General features: G+C 67.0%; 22 protein-coding genes and 2 riboswitches. Of the genes, 11 read left to right on the top strand and 11 right to left on the bottom strand.

Annotation, left to right across the window (positions count from 1 at the left end; genetic code table 11):
• Position 1 precedes the first annotated feature (1 nt).
• The gene (locus MPARV_RS23070; protein ID WP_020379193.1) at positions 2 to 973 is read left to right on the top strand and encodes a phytanoyl-CoA dioxygenase family protein; all 972 of its coding nucleotides are present in this window, start codon (positions 2 to 4) and stop codon (positions 971 to 973) included.
• 111 nt (positions 974 to 1,084) lie between these two features.
• Positions 1,085 to 2,032 (top strand): alpha/beta fold hydrolase, encoded by a 948-nt coding sequence (locus tag MPARV_RS0117540; RefSeq protein WP_020379192.1) that lies wholly within the window; start codon positions 1,085 to 1,087, stop codon positions 2,030 to 2,032.
• 5 nt (positions 2,033 to 2,037) lie between these two features.
• Here the strand turns inward: MPARV_RS0117540 and MPARV_RS0117535 are convergent, their stop codons facing one another.
• Both MPARV_RS0117535 and MPARV_RS0117530 read right to left on the bottom strand, forming a co-directional pair.
• Positions 2,038 to 2,595, bottom strand: coding sequence for a YqgE/AlgH family protein (locus MPARV_RS0117535; RefSeq protein ID WP_020379191.1), 558 nt, complete (start codon positions 2,593 to 2,595; stop codon positions 2,038 to 2,040).
• Between the two features lie 55 nt (positions 2,596 to 2,650).
• Positions 2,651 to 3,151 carry a nuclear transport factor 2 family protein gene (locus tag MPARV_RS0117530; RefSeq protein ID WP_157789709.1) on the bottom strand — a complete coding sequence of 167 codons (501 nt, stop codon included), beginning with the start codon at positions 3,149 to 3,151 and terminating at the stop codon, positions 2,651 to 2,653.
• Positions 3,152 to 3,243: 92 nt separating this feature from the next.
• Here MPARV_RS0117530 and MPARV_RS0117525 point away from each other — a divergent pair, with 92 nt between their 5' ends.
• From MPARV_RS0117525 to MPARV_RS0117490, 8 genes are all read left to right on the top strand, one after another.
• Positions 3,244 to 3,912, top strand: a complete 669-nt coding sequence (locus MPARV_RS0117525) for a cysteine hydrolase family protein (RefSeq protein WP_020379189.1) — start codon at positions 3,244 to 3,246, stop codon at positions 3,910 to 3,912.
• 218 nt (positions 3,913 to 4,130) lie between these two features.
• Positions 4,131 to 5,123, top strand: coding sequence for a hypothetical protein (locus MPARV_RS0117520; RefSeq protein WP_020379188.1), 993 nt, complete (start codon positions 4,131 to 4,133; stop codon positions 5,121 to 5,123).
• 97 nt (positions 5,124 to 5,220) lie between these two features.
• A complete protein-coding gene (locus tag MPARV_RS0117515; RefSeq protein ID WP_020379187.1) occupies positions 5,221 to 6,294 on the top strand; it encodes a serine hydrolase domain-containing protein in 1,074 nt (357 codons plus the stop codon).
• A 37-nt stretch (positions 6,295 to 6,331) separates the two neighbouring features.
• Positions 6,332 to 6,428, top strand: a riboswitch (glycine riboswitch).
• A gap of 1 nt (position 6,429) precedes the next feature.
• A riboswitch (glycine riboswitch) is annotated at positions 6,430 to 6,535 on the top strand.
• A gap of 31 nt (positions 6,536 to 6,566) precedes the next feature.
• Positions 6,567 to 9,512 (top strand): aminomethyl-transferring glycine dehydrogenase, encoded by a 2,946-nt coding sequence (gene gcvP / locus MPARV_RS0117510; RefSeq protein ID WP_020379186.1) that lies wholly within the window; start codon positions 6,567 to 6,569, stop codon positions 9,510 to 9,512.
• Positions 9,513 to 9,521: 9 nt separating this feature from the next.
• On the top strand, positions 9,522 to 9,785 hold the full coding sequence (locus MPARV_RS0117505) for a DUF167 domain-containing protein (protein WP_020379185.1): 264 nt from the start codon (positions 9,522 to 9,524) through the stop codon (positions 9,783 to 9,785).
• Positions 9,782 to 11,023, top strand: coding sequence for an MFS transporter (locus tag MPARV_RS0117500; RefSeq protein ID WP_012228604.1), 1,242 nt, complete (start codon positions 9,782 to 9,784; stop codon positions 11,021 to 11,023). The genes MPARV_RS0117505 and MPARV_RS0117500 overlap by 4 nt, the downstream gene beginning before the upstream one ends.
• Before the next feature lie 10 nt (positions 11,024 to 11,033).
• Positions 11,034 to 11,366: a DUF6204 family protein gene (locus MPARV_RS0117495; RefSeq protein WP_020379184.1), complete on the top strand. Its 333-nt coding sequence runs from the start codon at positions 11,034 to 11,036 to the stop codon at positions 11,364 to 11,366.
• A 39-nt stretch (positions 11,367 to 11,405) separates the two neighbouring features.
• Positions 11,406 to 12,437, top strand: coding sequence for a TIGR03617 family F420-dependent LLM class oxidoreductase (locus MPARV_RS0117490; protein WP_081582411.1), 1,032 nt, complete (start codon positions 11,406 to 11,408; stop codon positions 12,435 to 12,437).
• Positions 12,438 to 12,470: 33 nt separating this feature from the next.
• Here the strand turns inward: MPARV_RS0117490 and msrB are convergent, their stop codons facing one another.
• The 9 genes from msrB to MPARV_RS23060 form a co-directional block, all read right to left on the bottom strand.
• Entirely contained in the window at positions 12,471 to 12,887 is a 417-nt protein-coding gene (msrB, locus tag MPARV_RS0117485) for a peptide-methionine (R)-S-oxide reductase MsrB (RefSeq protein ID WP_012228601.1), read from the bottom strand.
• Between the two features lie 43 nt (positions 12,888 to 12,930).
• Complete coding sequence (gene msrA, locus MPARV_RS0117480; RefSeq protein WP_020379182.1) at positions 12,931 to 13,560, bottom strand: peptide-methionine (S)-S-oxide reductase MsrA; 630 nt, start codon at positions 13,558 to 13,560, stop codon at positions 12,931 to 12,933.
• 82 nt (positions 13,561 to 13,642) lie between these two features.
• The gene (gene gcvT / locus MPARV_RS0117475) at positions 13,643 to 14,737 is read right to left on the bottom strand and encodes a glycine cleavage system aminomethyltransferase GcvT (RefSeq protein WP_020379181.1); all 1,095 of its coding nucleotides are present in this window, start codon (positions 14,735 to 14,737) and stop codon (positions 13,643 to 13,645) included.
• On the bottom strand, positions 14,734 to 15,249 hold the full coding sequence (locus MPARV_RS0117470) for a MerR family transcriptional regulator (protein ID WP_012228598.1): 516 nt from the start codon (positions 15,247 to 15,249) through the stop codon (positions 14,734 to 14,736). Before MPARV_RS0117470 ends, gcvT begins: the two co-directional genes overlap by 4 nt.
• 171 nt (positions 15,250 to 15,420) lie before the next feature.
• Positions 15,421 to 15,918 (bottom strand): bifunctional nuclease family protein, encoded by a 498-nt coding sequence (locus tag MPARV_RS0117465; protein ID WP_012228597.1) that lies wholly within the window; start codon positions 15,916 to 15,918, stop codon positions 15,421 to 15,423.
• A 52-nt stretch (positions 15,919 to 15,970) separates the two neighbouring features.
• Positions 15,971 to 17,269: a hypothetical protein gene (locus MPARV_RS23065; protein WP_020379180.1), complete on the bottom strand. Its 1,299-nt coding sequence runs from the start codon at positions 17,267 to 17,269 to the stop codon at positions 15,971 to 15,973.
• 4 nt (positions 17,270 to 17,273) lie between these two features.
• Complete coding sequence (locus MPARV_RS0117455) at positions 17,274 to 17,714, bottom strand: FHA domain-containing protein (protein WP_012228593.1); 441 nt, start codon at positions 17,712 to 17,714, stop codon at positions 17,274 to 17,276.
• Positions 17,714 to 18,088: a glycine cleavage system protein GcvH gene (gene gcvH / locus MPARV_RS0117450; RefSeq protein WP_020379179.1), complete on the bottom strand. Its 375-nt coding sequence runs from the start codon at positions 18,086 to 18,088 to the stop codon at positions 17,714 to 17,716. The genes MPARV_RS0117455 and gcvH overlap by 1 nt, the downstream gene beginning before the upstream one ends.
• Positions 18,089 to 18,131: 43 nt before the next feature.
• Complete coding sequence (locus tag MPARV_RS23060; RefSeq protein WP_020379178.1) at positions 18,132 to 18,797, bottom strand: CDP-alcohol phosphatidyltransferase family protein; 666 nt, start codon at positions 18,795 to 18,797, stop codon at positions 18,132 to 18,134.
• A gap of 65 nt (positions 18,798 to 18,862) precedes the next feature.
• On the opposite strand from MPARV_RS23060, the gene MPARV_RS0117440 reads away from it, so the two are divergent.
• The gene (locus tag MPARV_RS0117440) at positions 18,863 to 19,312 is read left to right on the top strand and encodes an HIT family protein (protein WP_012228590.1); all 450 of its coding nucleotides are present in this window, start codon (positions 18,863 to 18,865) and stop codon (positions 19,310 to 19,312) included.
• The last annotated feature ends 6 nt before the right edge of the window (positions 19,313 to 19,318 follow it).

The raw sequence follows: 19,318 nt of genomic DNA, 5'->3' as shown, positions 1-19,318 counted from the left end.
GGTGAACGTTCGGGCGTCGGATTCGTCCGCTGAACCCGGCGTTGTCGACGAGAGCGGGCTGAAGGCCGACTACGTGCGGGACGGCTTCGTGGTGGTGCGGGGGCTCATCGACGTTGCAACGGCCGCTCGGGTGCGGGCAGACGTCGAGTCGAGCTGGGATTCGATGAGCAGGGACTCCGATCGGATTCAGGATCTGTGGCGGACGTCTGCCGCAGTCAGGGCACTTGCGGCCAACCCCGCAGTGGTCAGCACGTTGGTCGGCCTGTACTCCATGCGACCGATCCCATTTCAGACCTTGAACTTCCGAACCGGGACGGAACAGCCGCTGCACGCCGACTCGATGCACTTCGACACCGTGCCGGGGGGATTGATGTGTGGAGCCTGGGTGGCGTTGGAACACGTGACCGAGGGGCAGGGTCCGCTGCGGCTGGTTCCCGGGTCGCAACGACTTCCGGCGCTCTCGCCCGAGGAGTTTCAGACCGACGCCGGCCGCTTCGATGATGGTGCCTACGAGTTGGCGGTGTGCGGAAGCATGGCGAATGCGGCCGCCCTCGGGTCGGATGACCTGCAATCGCCACGAGAGATCACCGCCACAACCGGCGATGTGGTGATCTGGGCTGCGACCACCCTGCATGGTGGCTCGCCCATCCGAAACCCCAATTCCACCCGCTGGTCCCAGGTGACCCACTATGTGTTTGAGGGGGCTCCGGTGGTCACGCCGCAACGGTCTCGTCCCTCGGAGGGACGCTGGAGGGTGCGCGACCCACTGCTCAACCTTGCGACCGGCCGAAGCGAACCGTTGATGGCCCGCCATCGGCCGGTGATGGCGATTCCGGCGGGCGAGGGCCTGCATCGTCTCGTGCCACCATCCGAACTCTCGTGGTGGCAGCGAACGCGGAGCAGCGCTCACCGATCGGCGCGGAGGCTGGGCATCCGCTGCCGGCTGATTGGTGCCAGGCTGAGGCGTCGCTGAACAACGAGCGAGACCGGGTCGACCCACGGAACTTGGTGCGCGCTTCACATCCGGCTTCAGTGAACAGGTGTTTACCAGTAGACTTGATTCGAACCTCCCGAAAGGCACTCCATGGGCAGCCAGACCAATCAGGATCGTCATGTCTCGGACCGTCGCACCATCAAGGTGCACGGGCATGAGATCTCGTACCGCACCGGCGGTTCCGGGCCCGTCGTTCTGCTCATCCACGGCATGGCCGGAAGTTCTTCGGCGTGGAAGCCGATCCTGGAGGATCTCGGCGAGCACGCCACCTATGTGGCGCCCGATCTGCCCGGCCACGGTCGCTCGGCCAAGCCGAGAGGCGACTACTCCCTCGGTGCCCAGGCCAGCTTTCTGCGTGACCTTCTGGCCGCCCTCGGGCACGACCGGGCCACGGTGGTGGGCACGTCCCTTGGCGGCGGCATCGCCATGCAGTTCTCCTACCAGCACCCCGAACGGTGCGAGCGGTTGGTGTTGGTGGGCGCCGGCGGGCTGGGCGAGGAGGTGTCACCCTTGCTGAAGCTTTTGGCGCTGCCGGGTTTGGAGTTGGTGATGCCGTTGGCTTTCCAGCCGTTCATCCGTACCGGGGTGGAGGCGGTCACCGGGTGGTTTGGCAAGATGGGCCTGGCCCCGGCACCGAAGACCAACGAGATGTGGCGTTCCTACACCTCGCTGATGGATGGGGAGACCCGCAAGGCGTTCACCCACACGCTCCGCTCGGTGGTGGACCTGAGAGGGCAACGGGTGTCCGCGATGGACAAGCTCTACCTGGCCGCCGATATCCCCACACTGATCGTCTGGGGCGACGAGGATCCGATTATTCCCATCGATCACGCCCATGAGGCACATGCGGCCATCGCCGGGAGCCGGTTGGAGATCATGGAAGGTTGCGGCCACTTTCTCTATGCCGAGGAGCCCCGTCGGTTCACCAAGTTGCTGGTGGACTTCATCGAGACGACCGATGCTGCGGAACTCCACACCGAGGATCTGAACCGACTGCTGGGTGCAGAGGCTGCAGACGAGGTGGCGGACAAGGCGTAGGGCCCTCAGTTCAGATCAGCGTCCACCGGCGCGTGCGCAAAGCGGGCCAGGCGGCCGCCCTGTCGCCGCAACACCCGCTGCCACAGCGTGTCGGGGTCACGGTCCAGCGGATCGTCCGGGTGTACCTCGCAGATGAACCAGGAGTCGATGATCAACTCGCCATCCAACTGGCCTGGACCCCACCCGGCGTAGCCCGCAAACAACCGGAGTTCATCCACTTCGCTCTGGGCCCCTTCGAGGTGTTCCTCCAAGTCGAGGCGACCCAGAGTGCCGGAAATGTGATGGAAGCCGTTGGGCTGCCGGCCGGGCCTCGCCCGCGCCAGGCAGATGATGCCCTGGGTGCTGACCGGACCGCCCAGAAACATCACCCGTGGAACGGCGGTCGTGGGCGCCAACGCAGGAAGCACCTCGTCCACCTCGGTGTCCGCCGGCCTGTTCAGCACCACGCCGATGGCGCCGGCCTCGTCATGATCGATCACGTAGATCACCGACCGTTCGAAGTTCGGGTCGTTCAGGTCCGGTGAAGCCACCAGCAGCCTTCCAGCGGTCGACCCGTCGTCCATGCCCCAATCATGTCACCCGCTCCTGTCTTGCTGCGCCGCGACTGTTGAGTTGGTCTCAGACCAGGCTGCTCCTGCCGTCGTTCTCCCACCCGGAGGCGGTGAGCCGCCAGCCGGGCAGGTCGGCGAGCGGGGTGACGTGCTCGAAGGTGCGTTGGTATCCGGTGCGGGAGATGTGCCACCGCCCGTCGGGGTCGATGCGGTACTCGTCGTGATAGAAGCAGGCGCCCTGCAAGAGAAACTGCCACTGCAGATCAACCAGTTGGTCGGTCAGCGCCCAGATGCCGGTGGCGGTCCGTTCGCCGGTGCGCTCCAGCTCGGGATGGGTCACCCGATGCGCCGAAAGAAAGCTCTCTCGCCCCATCGCCTCGGTAAAGAACCCGATGACGGCCGCGCGCCCCTCGTAGTGCAGCGCACCACCGCTCCACTCCCCCACCACGTCCTGACACAGGGTGTCGGCCACCAGGTCCCAGTCCTTGGTGTCGATCCCGCGGAGGTAGCGATACTTCAGTTCCTCCAACTCGTGCCTCGTGGCCTCGTCGAGTGCTGCTTGTTCCATCAGGAGTTCCCCTTGAATGCCCATGACTCAGCGACCGTGCTCACGGGCGCAACCTCTACCGTAGGCATGATGTGCCCCCGGAAGGTTTCAGCGTGACGGATCTCAACGAGCCGCCGGCGCGCACGGCTGTCCTCACCATGGAGCTACAGCGTGGTGTGGTCGGCGACCTGGCCACCATGGTCGAACTTCGTGAAGCCGTGGCCGAGTCAGGACTGCTGGAAACGGTGCGGAGCATGCTGGAAGCCGCCCGAGCGGCGGAGATTCCGGTGGTACACGCCACCGTGTCGTGGAGGGCCGATCGCCGGGGCACGCCTCTGAACACCCCGTTGGCCCGTCACCTTGCGAACAACCCGCACCAGGTCCTCGAGGGAACTCCCGCCGTCGAGTTGGATCCAAGGATCGGTGCGGTGCCCAGCCGTGACCTGGTATCGCACCGCCACCATGGGATGACACCGTTCACGGGAACGTCACTCGATTCATTGCTCCGCTCGCTTGGGGTCGACCACCTGGTGATCTGTGGGGTGTCCCTGAACGTCGGTGTGTTGGGTGCCGTGATCGAGGCCGTGGGGCTTGGCTACGAGGTGACGATCCCAACCGACGCGGTGGTGGGAATCCCGGCCGACTACGCGGCCGGCGTGCTTCGAAATTCCCTGGCACCGCTGGCGATCCTGGTGAGCAGCGAGGCGTTGTGCCTTCAACTCGACCAATATCGTGCTGTGCGAACATCCGAGTGGGATTCGTCGGTGCACACGATCGAGTGACATCGGTCCAAAAGAACGACGTGACATCGTGAGGGAAGTTGGGTAATGTCACCTTCACGACATCGGAGTTGAGGAATCTCATTCCTCCTTCGATGAGCCGGTTGACTGTGTGAGCTTTCGGGGGGTTGCTCACACAGTCACCGGCAGTTCGCTTTTTGGGCGGACCTCCTCCATGACCGACTTCCAGATGCCGCGGTCAGGTCTGGCAGACTTCGACGGTGGAGTATGTCTCGGTACCTGACAGCGGCGGCTTTGTACTCATCGACCTGCCCAACGCCCCCGAATCGACCGGCATTGTTCGATGGGCCCGGAAGATCCTCAAGGATGGTGCAGCCGGCCTGGCCCGATCGATGACCTACAGCTACGCGGCGCTGGGCCTGAAGGTGTCCGGGGCTTCGGCCGGCATCAGCGCCGACCCCAAGGTTCGTGGCGAGTCGGTGGAGGCCTTCGGAGCAAACCTGGCCGACGCGGTTGGTGACCGTCGAGTGTTCCTCGACGCCGGGAAGGGGGTCTCGGAGGCGGACCTGGCCCCGCTTCGTGTTCTCGACACCCGTCACACGATGTACTTCGACCCCGAGACTCATCAAGCGTTGACCAACCAAGGCGTGCTGGCAGCCGCCGCCTGGGCCCACGGACCGCTCGCCGGTGCCAGGGTGGCCATCGACGGTGGTGGTGACGGTGAGGTTTCGCTCGCACGTGCTGCGCTCGCCGAGGGTGCGAGGGTGGTTGCGCTGGGAGGTCGCACCCTGGCGTCTGGCTTTGACGCCGAGGTGCTTGACGCGTGGGCGGGTGACGCCGACGGTGTTCTTCCGGGTGAGGCGGTCGCCGACGGCTTGCACACCGGGTCCGACGTGGCCTTCGTGGGTGCCAAGACCAACTCGGTGGACCACGACCGCATGGCCGGAGTCGCCGCGCCGGTGGTGGTTCCCTACGCCAGGCTGGCGGTGACCACCAGAGCGCTGGCGGTTGCGGCACGGGCCGACCGCCGGGTGCTGCCCGACTTCGTGACGGTGGCCGGTCCGCTGTCGGCCCAATGGCCCTCGGATGGAGCGACGGCCGAGTCGGTGGCGACGACGGTGAGAAACCTCATCACCGAGGTGCTGGCGGCCCTTCCCGGGGGCGACGACGGGCTGGTGCTGGAGGCCTGTATTGCGGCCGAGGCGTTCCTGTCGACGTGGCAGGACGAGTTGCCGTTCGGTCGCCCGATCTAGCTGAGTGCCCGGCGGTCCGGCGGGGGCACGCCCACACCGGCCGGTCCGCACACGATCAATCCGTCATCTCATCGGTACCCACAACTCAGGAGACTCCGTGCCCAGCACCGATCCGTTCGTCGAAGCCTCGCTCCCCCCGCTTCCGCCGCAGGCCGAGGACGTCGCCTGGCCCACCGCCCACTGGCCTGCGGGTGAGCTGCGGGCCGTCGACCTGCAGTCGGTGCATGACCTCGTTGATCGAGCATTTACCGATCAGCCACGCGACGACCTGGCTCTGACCCTGGCCGTCGTGATCATCCAGGGTGGTCGTTTGGTGCTGGAGCGCTACGGGCCCGAGACCGACGCCGACACGCCGCTGGTCTCGTGGTCAATGGCCAAGAGCATCACGCATGCTGCGATGGGTCCGCTGGTTGGCGACGGGCGGGTCGACCCCGATGGCGCTGCGACCGTCGCCGAATGGGCCGATCCGGCCGATCCATGCTCGGCGATCAGTACCGCCGATCTGCTGGCGATGCGCAGTGGCCTGCACTGGGTGGAGGACTACGTCGACCCCGATGCCTCCACGTGTTTGGCGATGTTGTTTGGCGCTGAGCGGGCCGATATGGCGCACTTCGCGGCCTCGTTGCCGCTGGAGGACCCGGTGGGGTCGAACTTCGTATATTCGTCGGGAACCACCAACATCCTCTCCCGGATGATCGGGGACGCGGTGGGCGGCAACGAGGCCGCGATGCGCCGCCATCTGCACGAAGTGGTGTTCGGTCCGCTCGGCATGGCCTCCGCCGAGCCGCGCTTTGACAAGGCCGGCACCTTCGTCGGTTCGTCGTACGTCTGGGCAACGGCCCGCGACTTTGCCCGCTTTGGTCACTGGTACCTGCGCGATGGCGTGTGGGATGGCCAACGTCTGCTCCCCGAGGGATGGGTCGACCGGGCTCGGCGCCTCCAGTCGGTCGATCCAGACGACGATGCGGTCGGCTATGGCGAGCAGTGGTGGGTAAAGGTGGGATCCGAGCTGGGCGTGTTCTGGGCGTCTGGTTACGAGGGGCAGTCGATCACGGTGATACCTGGCGCCGACACGGTGATCGTGCGGCTGGGCAAGACCCCGATCGAACACGCCCCGGCCCTTCAGGCATGGCGCTGGGACCTGCTGAAGGCGCTGACCGGAACGGGTTGAAGATACCGCGGCTACGATGAGGGAAAACTGAAGCCGACCATCTCGGACGGGAGAGCGTCGGGGGCAACCGCCACCCGGCCGCCGGAGGAGCAACCACCCCGGAATCTCTCAGGCACCGGTACCGCCCGGGTCAGGCACACGCTGGAAAGCAGGGCCCTTCTCATCCGATGTGGGGCCCTCGCCGAAGGGGAAAGCCGGTTCGCCGGTGAAGCTCTCAGGCACCATGGACAGCGGGGGGACCCTCGTCCTCTCACGCGCTCCAGGAGCCATCAGTGACCCACTCCCCCGTTACCCCCAGCGTTGCAAACCCCAGCGCCGCCCCAATCGGCAGCTTCGCCGGCCGACACCTGGGTTCGGACTCCGAGGAGACGGTGGCCATGCTGGCCGACCTGGGCTTCGACTCGATGGAGGAGCTGATCGCTACGACCGTGCCCGCATCGGTGCGCGACACCGAGCCCTTGACGCTGACCGGTTTGCCCGTGGCGATGTCGGAGCCCGAGGTGGTCGCCCACATGCGCAGCCTGGCCGCCAAGAACCGGGTGGTGACGTCGATGATCGGGCAGGGCTACTACGGCACCCACACCCCCGCCGTGATCCAGCGCAACGTGCTGGAGAACCCTGCCTGGTACACCGCCTACACGCCCTATCAGCCCGAGATCTCCCAGGGCCGTCTCGAGGTGCTGTTGAACTTCCAGACGATGGTGCAGGACCTGACCGGCCTCGAGATGGCAGGAGCCTCCCTGCTGGACGAGGCGACCGCTGCCGCCGAGGCGCTCACCCTGTGCCGCCGTCAGTCGAAGAGCAGGGCCGAGAGGTTTCTGGTCGACTCACGGTGCCACCCACAGGTGATCGCCGTGGTGGCCACCCGGGCCGAACCGCTGGGCATCGAGCTGGACCTGATCGACCCTCGCACCAGCGAGGTGAATGCCGCCGACTACTTCGGGGCGCTGCTTGCCTACCCGGCCACCGACGGCACGATCACCGACTTCGCGGCGCTCACTGCCGCGCTCCACGAGGTCGGCGCCGTCGTCGCCGCGACCACCGACCTGCTGGCCTGCACCATGTTGACCCCGCCCGGTGAATGGGGCGCCGACATCGCCGTCGGCTCCGCCCAGCGCTTCGGCGTGCCGATGGGTGCCGGTGGGCCACACGCCGGGTTCATGGCGGTCACCGACAAGCTGCGGCGCTCGCTGCCCGGCCGACTGGTGGGTGTCTCGATCGATGCTGCAGGACGTCCGGCGTTGCGCCTGGCGTTGCAGACCCGCGAACAGCACATCCGGCGTGAGAAGGCCACCTCCAACATCTGTACCGCTCAGGTGCTGCTGGCGGTCATGGCGGCCAGCTACGCCACCTACCACGGCCCCGAGGGCCTGTTGGCGATCGCCGGACGGGTTGCGGCGCTCACCAAGACGACAGCCGACTCACTGCGCAACGCCGGGGTGGAGGTGGCGACCACCGAGGCGTTCGACACGCTGTGGGCATCGGTGCCCGGCCGGGCCGACGCCGTGGTGGCCGCGGCGCTCTCCGACGAGATCAACCTGCGGCGGATCGACGCCGACACGGTGGGCCTGTCGGTTGACGAGACCACCAGCCCTGCGGCTCTGGCGTTGGCGCTGGCCGCAATCGCCGGCGTCAACGAAGCGTCGGCCGTCGAGGTGCTGAAGGCCGCCGTCGCCGGTGCCGGGGCCAACACCACCGGGCTGATTCCGGCCGGCCTGGTGCGCACCACCCCGTTCCTGACGCATCCGACGTTTCACAGCCACCGCACCGAGACCGAGATGCTGCGCTACCTGCGCCGCCTGGCCGACGCCGACCTGGCGCTCGACCGCTCGATGATCCCGCTCGGCAGCTGCACGATGAAGCTGAACGCCACCACCGAGATGCTGCCGGTGACCTGGCCGGAGTTCGCAGAACTGCACCCGTTCGCCCCCGCCGACCAGCTGGAGGGCATCACCGAGCTGGCCCGCAACCTTGAGCAGTGGCTGGTCGACATCTGCGGCTATGACGCCGCGTCAATCCAGCCCAATGCGGGCAGCCAGGGCGAGCTGGCCGGGCTGATGGCGATCCGCGCCTACCACCAGAGCCGAGGGGACTCGGCGCGTCACGTGTGCCTGATCCCTGAATCGGCCCACGGCACCAACGCCGCGTCCGCGGTGATGGCGGGCATGAAGGTGATCGTTGTCGGCTGCGACGACGAGGGAAACGTCGACCTCGACGACCTCAACGCCAAGGTGGTCGAACACGCAAGCGACCTGGCCGCCCTGATGATCACCTACCCCTCCACCCACGGGGTGTTCGAGGAGGCGATCAGCGAGATCTGCGGCGCCGTGCACGATGCCGGTGGCCAGGTGTACCTCGACGGCGCCAACCTCAACGCCATGGTTGGCCTGGCCCGACCCGGCAGGTTCGGCGCCGACGTCAGCCACCTCAACCTGCACAAGACGTTCTGCATCCCCCATGGTGGGGGCGGCCCGGGAGTGGGCCCGGTGGTGATGCGCGAGCACCTGGCGCCGTTCCGGCCGGCCACCGACCAGGCCACCAATCCGGCGGGCGAAACCCAGCGGGCCGATCGGGTGGGCGCCATTTCGGCTGCTCCCCTGGGCTCGGCCTCGATCCTGCCGATCAGTTACGCCTACATCGCCATGATGGGTGCCGACGGGCTGACCGCCGCCTCCGAGGGCGCGATCCTCACCGCCAATTACGTCGCCAAGCGATTGGGTGACTACTTCCCGGTGCTCTACACCGGTGCCCGGGGCCAGGTCGCCCACGAGTGCATCCTCGACCTGCGCCCCCTGACCAAAGCGAGCGGCATCACCAACGAGGATGTGGCCAAGCGGCTGATCGATTACGGATTTCACGCCCCGACGATGAGCTTTCCGGTGTCCGGCACCCTGATGGTGGAACCGACCGAATCGGAGTCCAAGGCCGAACTCGACCGGTTCTGCGACGCGATGGTGGCGATACACGCCGAGATCGATCAGGTGGTCACCGGCGCCTGGCCGGCGGGCGACAACCCGCTGGTCAACGCCCCGCACCCCTCCGAGGACCTGCTGGTCGACGAGTGGACCCACCCCTACAGCCGCGAGCTGGCTGCCTACCCGCTGCCCGAGCTGCGACGCAACAAGTACTGGGTGCCGGTGTCTCGCATCGACGGTGGCTACGGCGACCGCAACCTGGTGTGCTCGTGCCCACCGATCGAGGTGCTGGCCGAGGCCTAGCGGGTCCCGATGGCGATCGTGTCGGTGTGGGCCAAGCCCGGATCGAAAAAACCCGGCGTCGGCGGTCGTCACGGCGACGCCCTCATCGTTGCCGTCGCCGCGCGCCCGATAAACGGCCAGGCCAACGACGCCGTCGTGGCGACGCTGGCCGAGGCTCTCAACGTCGCCAAGCGGGAGGTACGCATCGTCGGTGGCCACACCGGTCGAGCCAAACGCGTCGAGGTGCCGGACCGGGTCGCAGCGCGAGCGGCGGAACTGTTGGGTCCGGCGTGAGCGCCCGGGTCGGTGCGGCCCCGGCGGTGCGGGCCGTGGCGCGCTCCGAGGTGGCCGTCGTCACCTTTCTGGCCTTCGTCAGCGTGCTGATGGCCTTCGGGATCGATGCGGCGCTGCCCGCATTCGACGAGTTGCGGCGCGACTTCGGCCTCGACGCGCTCGGGCTCAGCCCGGCGATCACCGGCACCCCCTACTTCGTCGGCATGGCGATCGGGCAACTGATCTTCGGCGTGCTCGCCGACCGGTTCGGCCGTCGTCCGATCATGATGGCGGGCCTCAGCGTCTATGCGCTTGGGGCGTTGGGGGCGGCATCGGCCGACGGCCTGGAGGTGCTGCTCGCCGGTCGCTTCGTGTGGGGCATCGGCGCCGCGGCCCCGGCGGTGCTGCGGATGGCGATCGCCCGCGATCTCTACTCCGGCGAGCGCATGGCACGCGTGGTCTCTCTGGTGACCGCGGTGTTTTTGATCGGTCCCATCCTCGTGCCGTTCATCGGTGAATCAATCCTGCTCACCGGGTCTTGGCGGGCGGTGTTCGCCGTGGCGATCGCGCTGGCTGTGGTGGCGCTGGTCTGGGCGTTCGCGTTCGGTGAGACGCTGGCGCCCGAGCTCCGTCAGCCGTTGCGGCTTCGACCGATCAGTCGGGCCTTCGCAGCGGTGATGACCACTCGCGTGACCCTGTGGACCATCATCGCCCAGGCGTTCTTTAGCGCCGCCTTCTTCATCTGGCTCGGCAGCGCCCAGCCGGTGATCGACCGCATCTACGGACGGGGGGCGCAGTTCACCCTGCTGTTCGGGCTCTCCGGGCTGGGCATGGCGATCGCACTGTTGGTGAACAACCGCCTGATCGCTCGCTTCGGAGTGCGCCCGATGGCCATCCGGGCGGCCTGGGTCTTCGTCGTTGCCGGGCTGGCCGGGCTGGTGGTGGCGTTGGCGTGGGGCGGTGTGCCCCCGCTGTGGGCCTGGTTCGCCTGGGCGGTCGTGGCCAACGCGATGACGATGATCATGACCCCGATGTGCGCTGCGCTCGCCCTGGGGCCGATGGCCGACCAGGCGGGCATGGCCGGCGCCGTGCTCGGGCTCGGCCAGCTCGGGGCGGGCTCCCTGTTGGCCGCCCTCGTCGATGCCCGTATCGGCGAGACGGTGACCCCGATGCTCGTCGGGGCCACCGGGTTCGGCATCGCCGGGCTGGGTGCCCTCATGTGGTCCGGACGGGGAGACCCGACGCCGTCGCACGCGTAGCATTGGTTTCGTGAGCACGCGGGTTTTTCGAGTCCGGGTCAGTGGACATTTCGGCGCCCTGTCCGAGTCCACTCGGAGTTTCCTCGTTCGCTCCATCGCGGACCACAGCCCGAGCAGTGCGGCATTCGGCCAGGGACCGAACCTGACCTACACGCCGGCCCTGGATTCCTTCTCGTTGCGCATCGAGGTGCGGCTCGACGATGAGCCCGAACTGGGTGGCGACCTCTCGGCTGCAGCCGCCAGTGTGGCGATCGAGGAGGCCGAGCTCTTCCTGAACGTCCTGTCGGTCCCCCATCGTCGATTGCGCGTCAGTACAACAGAGCTCACCTCGGTCGAGTACTGAGCTCTCTCGGGCCGTACTGAGCAACGCTTCGGCCCGTCGATGGACCCGTGGCACGCTGGGATGATGCACGTTTCGATGACGGTGCCCACCGATGACCTGCGGAAGGCGCCCACGATCTACCCCGAACTCGAGGCGCTCGGCTACGACCGAGCCTTCTCCTTCGAGGCCAAGCACAACCCGTTCCTCCCGCTCGCCGTCGCCGCCCAGCACACCGAGCGCATCCAGCTGGGCACGGCGATCGCCATCGCGTTCGCCCGGACGCCGATGACGTTGGCCAACGCCGGGTGGGACCTGCAGACGATCACCGGTGGACGCTTCGCTCTGGGGCTGGGCTCGCAGGTCCGGCCCCACATCGTGGAGCGCTACGGCATGGAATGGTCGCGTCCGGCGGCCCGCATGCGCGAGATGGTGCTGGCAATCCGGGCGATCTGGGAGGCGTGGGAGACCGGGGATCCGCTCAACTTCGAGGGCGAGTTCTACCGTCACACCCGGATGGTCCCTGCGTTCGATCCTGGCCCCAACCCGTTCGGCCCACCACCAATCCTGACCGCCGGATTTGGGCCGCGCATGACCGAGGTGGCGGGCGAGGTGTCCGACGGTTTCCTGGTGCACCCGCTGAACACCCGCCGATCGCTGGAGGAACTCACCGTACCGGCGATTACCCGGGGTGCGGCGCGTGCCGGCCGCTCCCCCGCCGACGTCGAACTCACCTGCGTCACGATCATCGTGACCGGGCGGGATGAAACCGAACTCGATCGCTCGCGTGAGGCCGTTCGGGCTCAGCTGGCCTTTTACGGCACCACCCCGGCCTATCGCCCGGTGCTCGACCTACACGGGCGAGGCCACCTTCACCAGCAGCTCAAGGCCCGGGCGAAGCGCGGTGAGTGGGTGCAGATGGCCGAACTGATTGATGACGAGTTTCTGGAGGCGGTTGCCGTCGTTGGTGAACCGGATGCCATTGCGCCGGCGCTGCGCAGGCGCCTCGTCGGCATCTCAGATCACGTGAGCCTGGTCAACAACCGGGCGCCAGACTCGCTGCACTTTGCCGAGGTGGTCGCCGGCCTGCGTTGAGCGCAACCGGCCGGCCGGGTGCGGCTCGGGCCGTCAGTCGGTCGGTTCGAGCGTGAGCGAGGCCGAGTTCATGCAGTAGCGCTCACCGGTGGGCCGGGGGCCGTCGGGAAACACGTGGCCCAAGTGGGCGTCGCAGTTGGCGCAGCGCGCCTCGACGCGGACCATGCCGTGGGATCTGTCCTCAATCCGGCGAACCCGTCCTTCGCCGAGTTCGGCAAAGAAGGAGGGCCAGCCACAGCCGGCATCGAACTTGGTCTCGCTGTCGAACAGCTCGGTGTTGCACACCACGCAGCGGTACACGCCTGCGTCGGTGGAATCCCAATAGGCACCGGAAAAGGCCCGCTCGGTACCTGCATTCTGGGTGACGTCGTACTGCTCGGGGGTCAGGCGTTCCTTGAGGGATGCGGCGTCAAAGGTGGTGCCGGCCTTCGTGGTTTTGTCGTTGCTCACTGGTGGGTCCTCGAATCTCGTGACGTGGATGATGTTTGACAGCTCAGGCGTAGGCGACCTGGCAGAAGCCGTGGTTGCAGTAGCCGCCCGGGTGCTTGGCCAGGTACTGCTGGTGGTAGTCCTCCGCGTAGTAGAAGGGGCCGACGGGGGCGATCTCGGTGGTGATCTCGCCGTAACCGGCGTCGGTCAGGTGGGCCTGGTAGGTATCCCGGGTCGATTCGGCAGCAGCCAGCTGATCGGCTGAGTTGGCATAGACGGCCGACCGGTATTGGCTGCCGATGTCGCCGCCCTGGCCCATGTACTGGGTTGGATCGTGGTTCTCCCAAAAGACCTTCATCAATTCGTCGAGCGCCACCTGGTTGGGATCGAAGACCACCAGGACGGCCTCGGTATGGCCGGTCATCGAGGTGCAGGTCTCCTCATAGGTCGGGTTTGGAGTGGTGCCCCCGGCGTACCCGGCGGCCGTGCTGTACACGCCGGGCAGTTGCCAGAAGAGGCGTTCGGCCCCCCAGAAGCAGCCCATGCCGACCACCAGCGTGTCGAGCCCTGCGGGCCATGGGCCCTGCAGCGGATGGCCGTTGACCTCGTGGGTGGCGGGGACGGCCATGGGGGTCTCGCGGCCGGGCAGGCAGCTTTCGGGTTCCGGTGGCGGGGCGGGCTTGCGGCCAAACATGTGACTCCGATTTCGGGGCGGGAACTGGTGAACAAATCCAGTCTCGCCCGAACGGGCACGCCGACGTCGTCGCGCTGCCGCCTCAGCTGAGGAAGGGAGGCTTGACGACCGTTGCCGGCACCTCGGTGCCACGCTGATCGATGGTCACCTTGGCGCCGGGCCCGACGGTGGAATCGAGGAACGCCAGGGCGATGCCCACGCCCAGTGCGGGCGAGAAGTTGCCCGAACTCACGTGGCCAACCACGGTGCCGTCGAGGAGGACCTGCTGGCCGGACCGGGGCGGCCTGCGGGTTTCGGTCAGGAGCCCCCACAGCAGCGGCGTCGGCCCTGAGGCCCGCTGGGCAACGAGGGCATCCCGGCCGGGGAAGCCGACCGGCTTGTCCCAGGCCACGACCCAACCGAGACGTGCGTTCAGCGTGGTGATGCCGGGACCCAGTTCCGAACCGTGGAGCGGCAATCCGGCCTCCAGACGAAGCGTGTCCCGGGCCGCAAGGCCGGCAGGCGTAACACCCGCCGCAATCAACGCGTCCCAGAGCGCTGCGGCGCGGTCGGTTGGCAGGGCGATCTCGACCCCGTCCTCGCCGGTGTAGCCGGTGCCCGCCACCGTCACCTCCACCGCCGGGGCGCCGAGCGCCTCGGTGGTGACGGTGCATACACGGAACCGTCCGACGTCTGCGGCCTCGGGGAGCACCGAGGCCAGCACGCTGCGCGCCTCGGGGCCCTGCACCGCCAGGACGGCCCGGGTGGAGGTGACGTCGGCGATGGTGTCGTCACCCACGGAGTCGGCCCCGAGCGCCGCCAGCACGCCGGAGGTGTTGGACGCGTTGGGCATGACGTCGAAGCGCTGCTCGGCAACCCACCACACGATGATGTCGTCTGAGACCGACCCGTCCTCAGCCAACAGGTGGGTGTATTGCGCCCGTCCGGGCTGGATCTTTGTCAGGTCGTTGGTGAAGGCTGCCTGAAGACGACCGAGCGCTCCGGGGCCCTCCACCCGAACCGTACCCAAGTGGGACACGTCAAACACTGCGGAGCCTGAACGGCAGGCCCGATGCTCTGCCAAGGTGCCGTCGGGGTAGGAGAGCGGCATGTTCCAACCGCCAAACTCGGCAAGTTTGGCGTGCAATGCCTGGTGACGGTCGTGCAGGGGCGACGACTTGAGCGGTGTTTCGCTCACTGGGCGACCGCGGTCGGCTCGGCCGAAGACACCGAGGCGGTGCCGGTTTGAGGGTGGAGGCTCAGGATGGACGCGTCGAGGTCGGCCTGCACGGTGCCAAGCGGCAACACGTTGAGCACGCCCTGGCCGTTGCGAAGCACGTCGACCAGTTCATCTCCGTCACCCGCCAGCACCGACGAGGTGCCTTGGATGACCAGGTTGGCGGTGGTGACGTCCTCGCCCAGTCGTTCCTTCACGTACGAGAACACATTGCGAACCTGCTCCAGCTTGATACCGGAATCGAGCAGGCTCTTGATCACCTTGAGTTCGAGCAGGTCGCGGTAGCTGTAGCGACGTCGCGATCCCGAACCGGTGGCGTCGCTCAGCGATGGGCGCAGCAGGTCGGTTCGGGCCCAGTAGTCGAGCTGGCGGTACGAAATACCAACGATCTCGGCGGTGCGCTTGCCGCTGTACCCCTGGTCGACCGTCTTGGGAGGCGTCGCCTCGATCGGGGTGGTCCCTGTGCTGGCCACAACGTGCTCCTCGTCCGGGTGCGTCGACAGCCGGTCGACGCAACATGGTCCGCTGCTGGAACTGTCGCCCCAAGGCAGGAAGCGACAGGAATCACATCGGTGAAACTCACCCTAGCGAGTGAGCCCCCCGGCCTACAACGACCCTCTCGTGATGCTCCGGGATTGCCCGGGTCAGGACTCTTCGAAGTCGTCGGGGCTCACCGTGTCGATGAACTCGCGAAACTCGGCGATGACCGACTCCGGCTGGTCGTCGTCGCTGTCCCGATATCCGGCAGCCTCAAGAACCTTCGAGGAAACGAGCACCGTGGCGTCGAAGCGCGCCGCAAGGGCCAACGCATCGGAGGTTCTTGATTCGACGGTGATGGTGGTGTCGCCGGTGTTCAGCAGCAACTCGGCGAAGTACACCTCGTCACGCAGTTCCGTAATGACGACCGTCTCCAGGGAGGCTCCCAGCGATTCGATCACCGACTTGAGCAGGTCGTGGGTCAACGGGCGTGAGGTATCTCGACCCTCCAAAGCGAAGCGAATGGCCTGCCACTCCCCCACCCCGATGAAGATGGTCAGCATTCGCCCTGGTGCCTCCACCTCGCGGAGGTCAACGACAAACGCATCGCCTGGGTTCTCTCGGCGAACGCCGGTGAGTTGCATCTTCACGGTGGTCTCAGACACTGTTCCGAGTGTAGCCGTGTGTTCGTGGAAGGCCGACCGGTTCGGAGTCGTATCAGGAGTCTGCGTCGGCGGCGCCTGAATGATCTACAACTTCGGCGATGCCTTCGGCCACGAGCGCAGCGCGCAGCTCGCCGCCCAGATCGGCGGCCCGCTGGAGGCGTTCACGGGCCTGTTCGCGTCCGACGGGGTTGCGTTGTTTCAACAACGGAAGCGACATCTGTCGCAGGAGATCAACCTCACGTTCCGCAGACATACGGAACATCCGCAGGTGACGTGCCTCGTAACCCTGCTTCAGCAGGTTGGCGATGATGTGCCCGACGCGCACCGCAGATTGGTCATAGGACGACGTGCCGCCGATGGTCACCGGGCTGATGACGCCGAAGCGCTCCATCTCACCAAGCGTGGTCTCATCGATGTTGACCTCCGTCAGGAAGTCGGTGCGGGCCAGCAACTCGGCCGCCTGGGTGGCGCTTGGGAGATCCCTGGTGCGCGACGGCCTGGGTCGTGCCGCAGGCTCCACCTGGGGTGATTCCTGTAGGGCCGTCACTGCTTCGATGCGTGCCTTGCGCTCCTCCTCGACAGACGACGGCGAAGGTGCCGTGGAGGACGGTTCCGGCTGCTCCGGAGCCACAGGCTGTACCGGAGCCACAGGCTGTACCGGCTTTGGTGGTGCCGTCGTGGGCTTCGATGGTTTGGCTGGGCGTTCCGTCTGGGGTTTGGCCACCCGCTTGAGCGCCTCGTCTGCGGCCGGTGGTGGGGTTGCCGGCTCTGGCCGATGGGAGACGGGAGGTTCGGGTTGACGGCGGGGCGCGCGCTGAGAAGGCTTGGCCGTTGACTCAACCGCTTGATGGGTCGATGTCGATTCGGCAGCCGCCGGCTTGGAGGCAGCTCGATCCGGGGGCTTGGGTGCCGCCGGTGTGGCCGCCCGCTGCCGGCCTCCAGCAAGCGTTGGCAACGGCTGAACTGCAGTGTGATCGTCCATGGGAGATGCTTGATCCTGGCGCTCGGCGTCATCGAACAGCGTGGGTTCGGCCACGGAGTCTCCACCCGACTTCTTTCGAACCACAGCGGCCGACCCGCTGGGACGAGGGTCTGACGGTGCCAGGTCCGACGATTCGGACGAGTCGTCCGTCAGGTCGGCTGGATCGAACCCGTCGCGCATTTTGGTGAGCGCCCAACGCATACGTTCCAAGGTGCCGGCGGGATAGCGACGATGGCCGCTTGGGCTTAACTCGGGTGAGATCAGACCAAGATCCTCAAACTCGCGGAGGCGCCCGAGGGTGGCCTCGGGGAAGTCCTCCTGCAGCAGGGAAAGAACCTCGCCAACCGTAAGATCGTCGGAGGGGGCCACCGTGCTAGGCCACCTCGAGGACAAACAGCAGCTTGTACTTGCCGACCTGCAGCCGGTCGCCCTCGGCCAACGGTGCCCGTTCGATCCGCCGGTCGTTCAAGTAGGTGCCGTTGAGCGAGCCCGAGTCCTGCACCTCGATGCCGTCCGGCGACCGCAGCAACTGTGCGTGGCGCCGGGACACGGTGACGTCGTCGAGGAAGATGTCGCTGTCCTCCTGGCGGCCGATGGAGGTGGTGCCTTCCCCGAGCGCGAAACGGCTGCCCGCGTTGGCGCCACGGGTCACGATCAGCAGGGGTGTTCCCAGTGCGGGGTCGCCGCCGACGGCGGACAGAACCCCGGTCGGCTGGGACTCCACCTCGGGAAGCGGCAGCCCGCAGGCCGGGCAGAAGCGCGCATCGGCCGGCGCCGTCGAGGAACAGCCCTCGCAGATCAGCGCGCCGGCCATCAGCCCTCCGTGAGTTTTCGGTAGGCCGCGGCGTCCAGCATGTCGCCGGCGGCCTCGGTCGTTTCGATCACCATGAACCAGCCCTCCCCGTAGGGGTCGGAGTTCACCAGCTCAGGTGTGGCATCCAGGTCGTCGTTCACCGCGACCACCGTGCCGTTCATCGGCGCGTAAATGTCGGATACCGACTTGGTTGACTCCACCTCCGCCACCTTGTCGCCGGCGGCGACGGTGGTGCCAACCTCGGGGAGTTCCACGAACACCACATCGCCCAGTGCATCCTGGGCGTAGTCGGTGATGCCGACGCGGCTCCCGTCGTCACCGGCTTTGATCCACTCGTGATCGGCTGAATAGTTGAGGTCGTCAGGCACGTCCATGAGAGTCGAGGTTACCCGACCGGTGAGGCCGAGGCGGGGAGGCTCAGGCCGATGTGCTGCGGGCCGCCCGCCCCTCGTGCAGCGCCGTCAGGCCTCGTGGGATGTACTGCGTCACGGCAATGAAGCTGAAGATCAACCCGGGAATCAAGGTCAGCCAGGCCTGCCACTCAAAGTAGGTGGTGACGCCGTGCGACCAGTTGAGGTCGGTCGAGGCCAGAAACGACGGGAACGAGATCATCAGGCACATCGTGCCCGCCTTGCCGTACCAGGTGACATCCATCCGCTTGGCCCCGGCGGCCAACAGCCCGAGCACCCAGACCGACATGCCGATCTCTCGGGCCAGCACCACGATGCCCGCCCAGGTGGGCACCGCCCCTGCCACCAGGATGCCGCCGAAGCCGAAGATGATCAGCGCCCGGTCGGCCGCCGGATCGATTGCCTTGCCCAGGTTGGACACCTGGTTGAAATGGCGGGCCACGTACCCGTCCACCCAATCGGTCGCCGAGATGAACCCGAGCAGCACGGCGGCCGGGCCTGGGCGGTCCAGACCGAAGAGCACCCAGAGGAAGACGGGGATCAACGCCAGACGAATCAGGGTGACCACATTGGGCACGGTCAGGATTCGACTCAGCTCGGCATCGCTGGGGCCGTCGTCACCGGCCGCTGCCGCGGGATCGTTCGCTGCGGCCTGTGGCGAAGGTGCGGTCACGTCCCCCAATCTAGAAGCACGACGCAAGCCCAACACGGGACACCGAGGCGTTCTACGATCGGTTGATGAACGAACGAGGTCCTGACGACACCGCAGAGATGCCCCAGCCGACACTCTTCTCACGAATCATCGACGGCGACCTGCCGGGACGCTTCGTGTGGCGCGACCCCGACAAGGTTGCATTTCTCACCATCGCCCCGATCCGGCCGGGCCACGTCCTGGTGGTGCCGGTTGAACCAATCGATCATTGGTTGGATGTGCCGGGCGGGCTGTGGGCCGACATGGGTGACCTGGCACGTCGCATCGGAGTGGCTCAGATGGCGGCGTTCTCGCCCAACCGCATCGGGCTGATCGCGGCCGGGCTGGAGGTTCCTCATTGTCACCTTCACGTCATTCCCATCGAGTCGGAGGCCGACCTCAACTTCGCAAGTGCCGACACCGGTGCCTCCGGCGAATCGCTCGACGCGGCGGCCCAGGCGATTCGGGACCATCTGCCCGGTGCCGCCCCGGCCTGAGCTCAC

It is taken from the genome of Candidatus Microthrix parvicella Bio17-1 (assembly GCF_000299415.1).
Lineage (GTDB): Bacteria > Actinomycetota > Acidimicrobiia > Acidimicrobiales > Microtrichaceae > Microthrix > Microthrix parvicella.
Note: the sequence above shows the minus strand (reverse complement) of the source record. Positions and strands in the feature narration are given on the sequence as shown.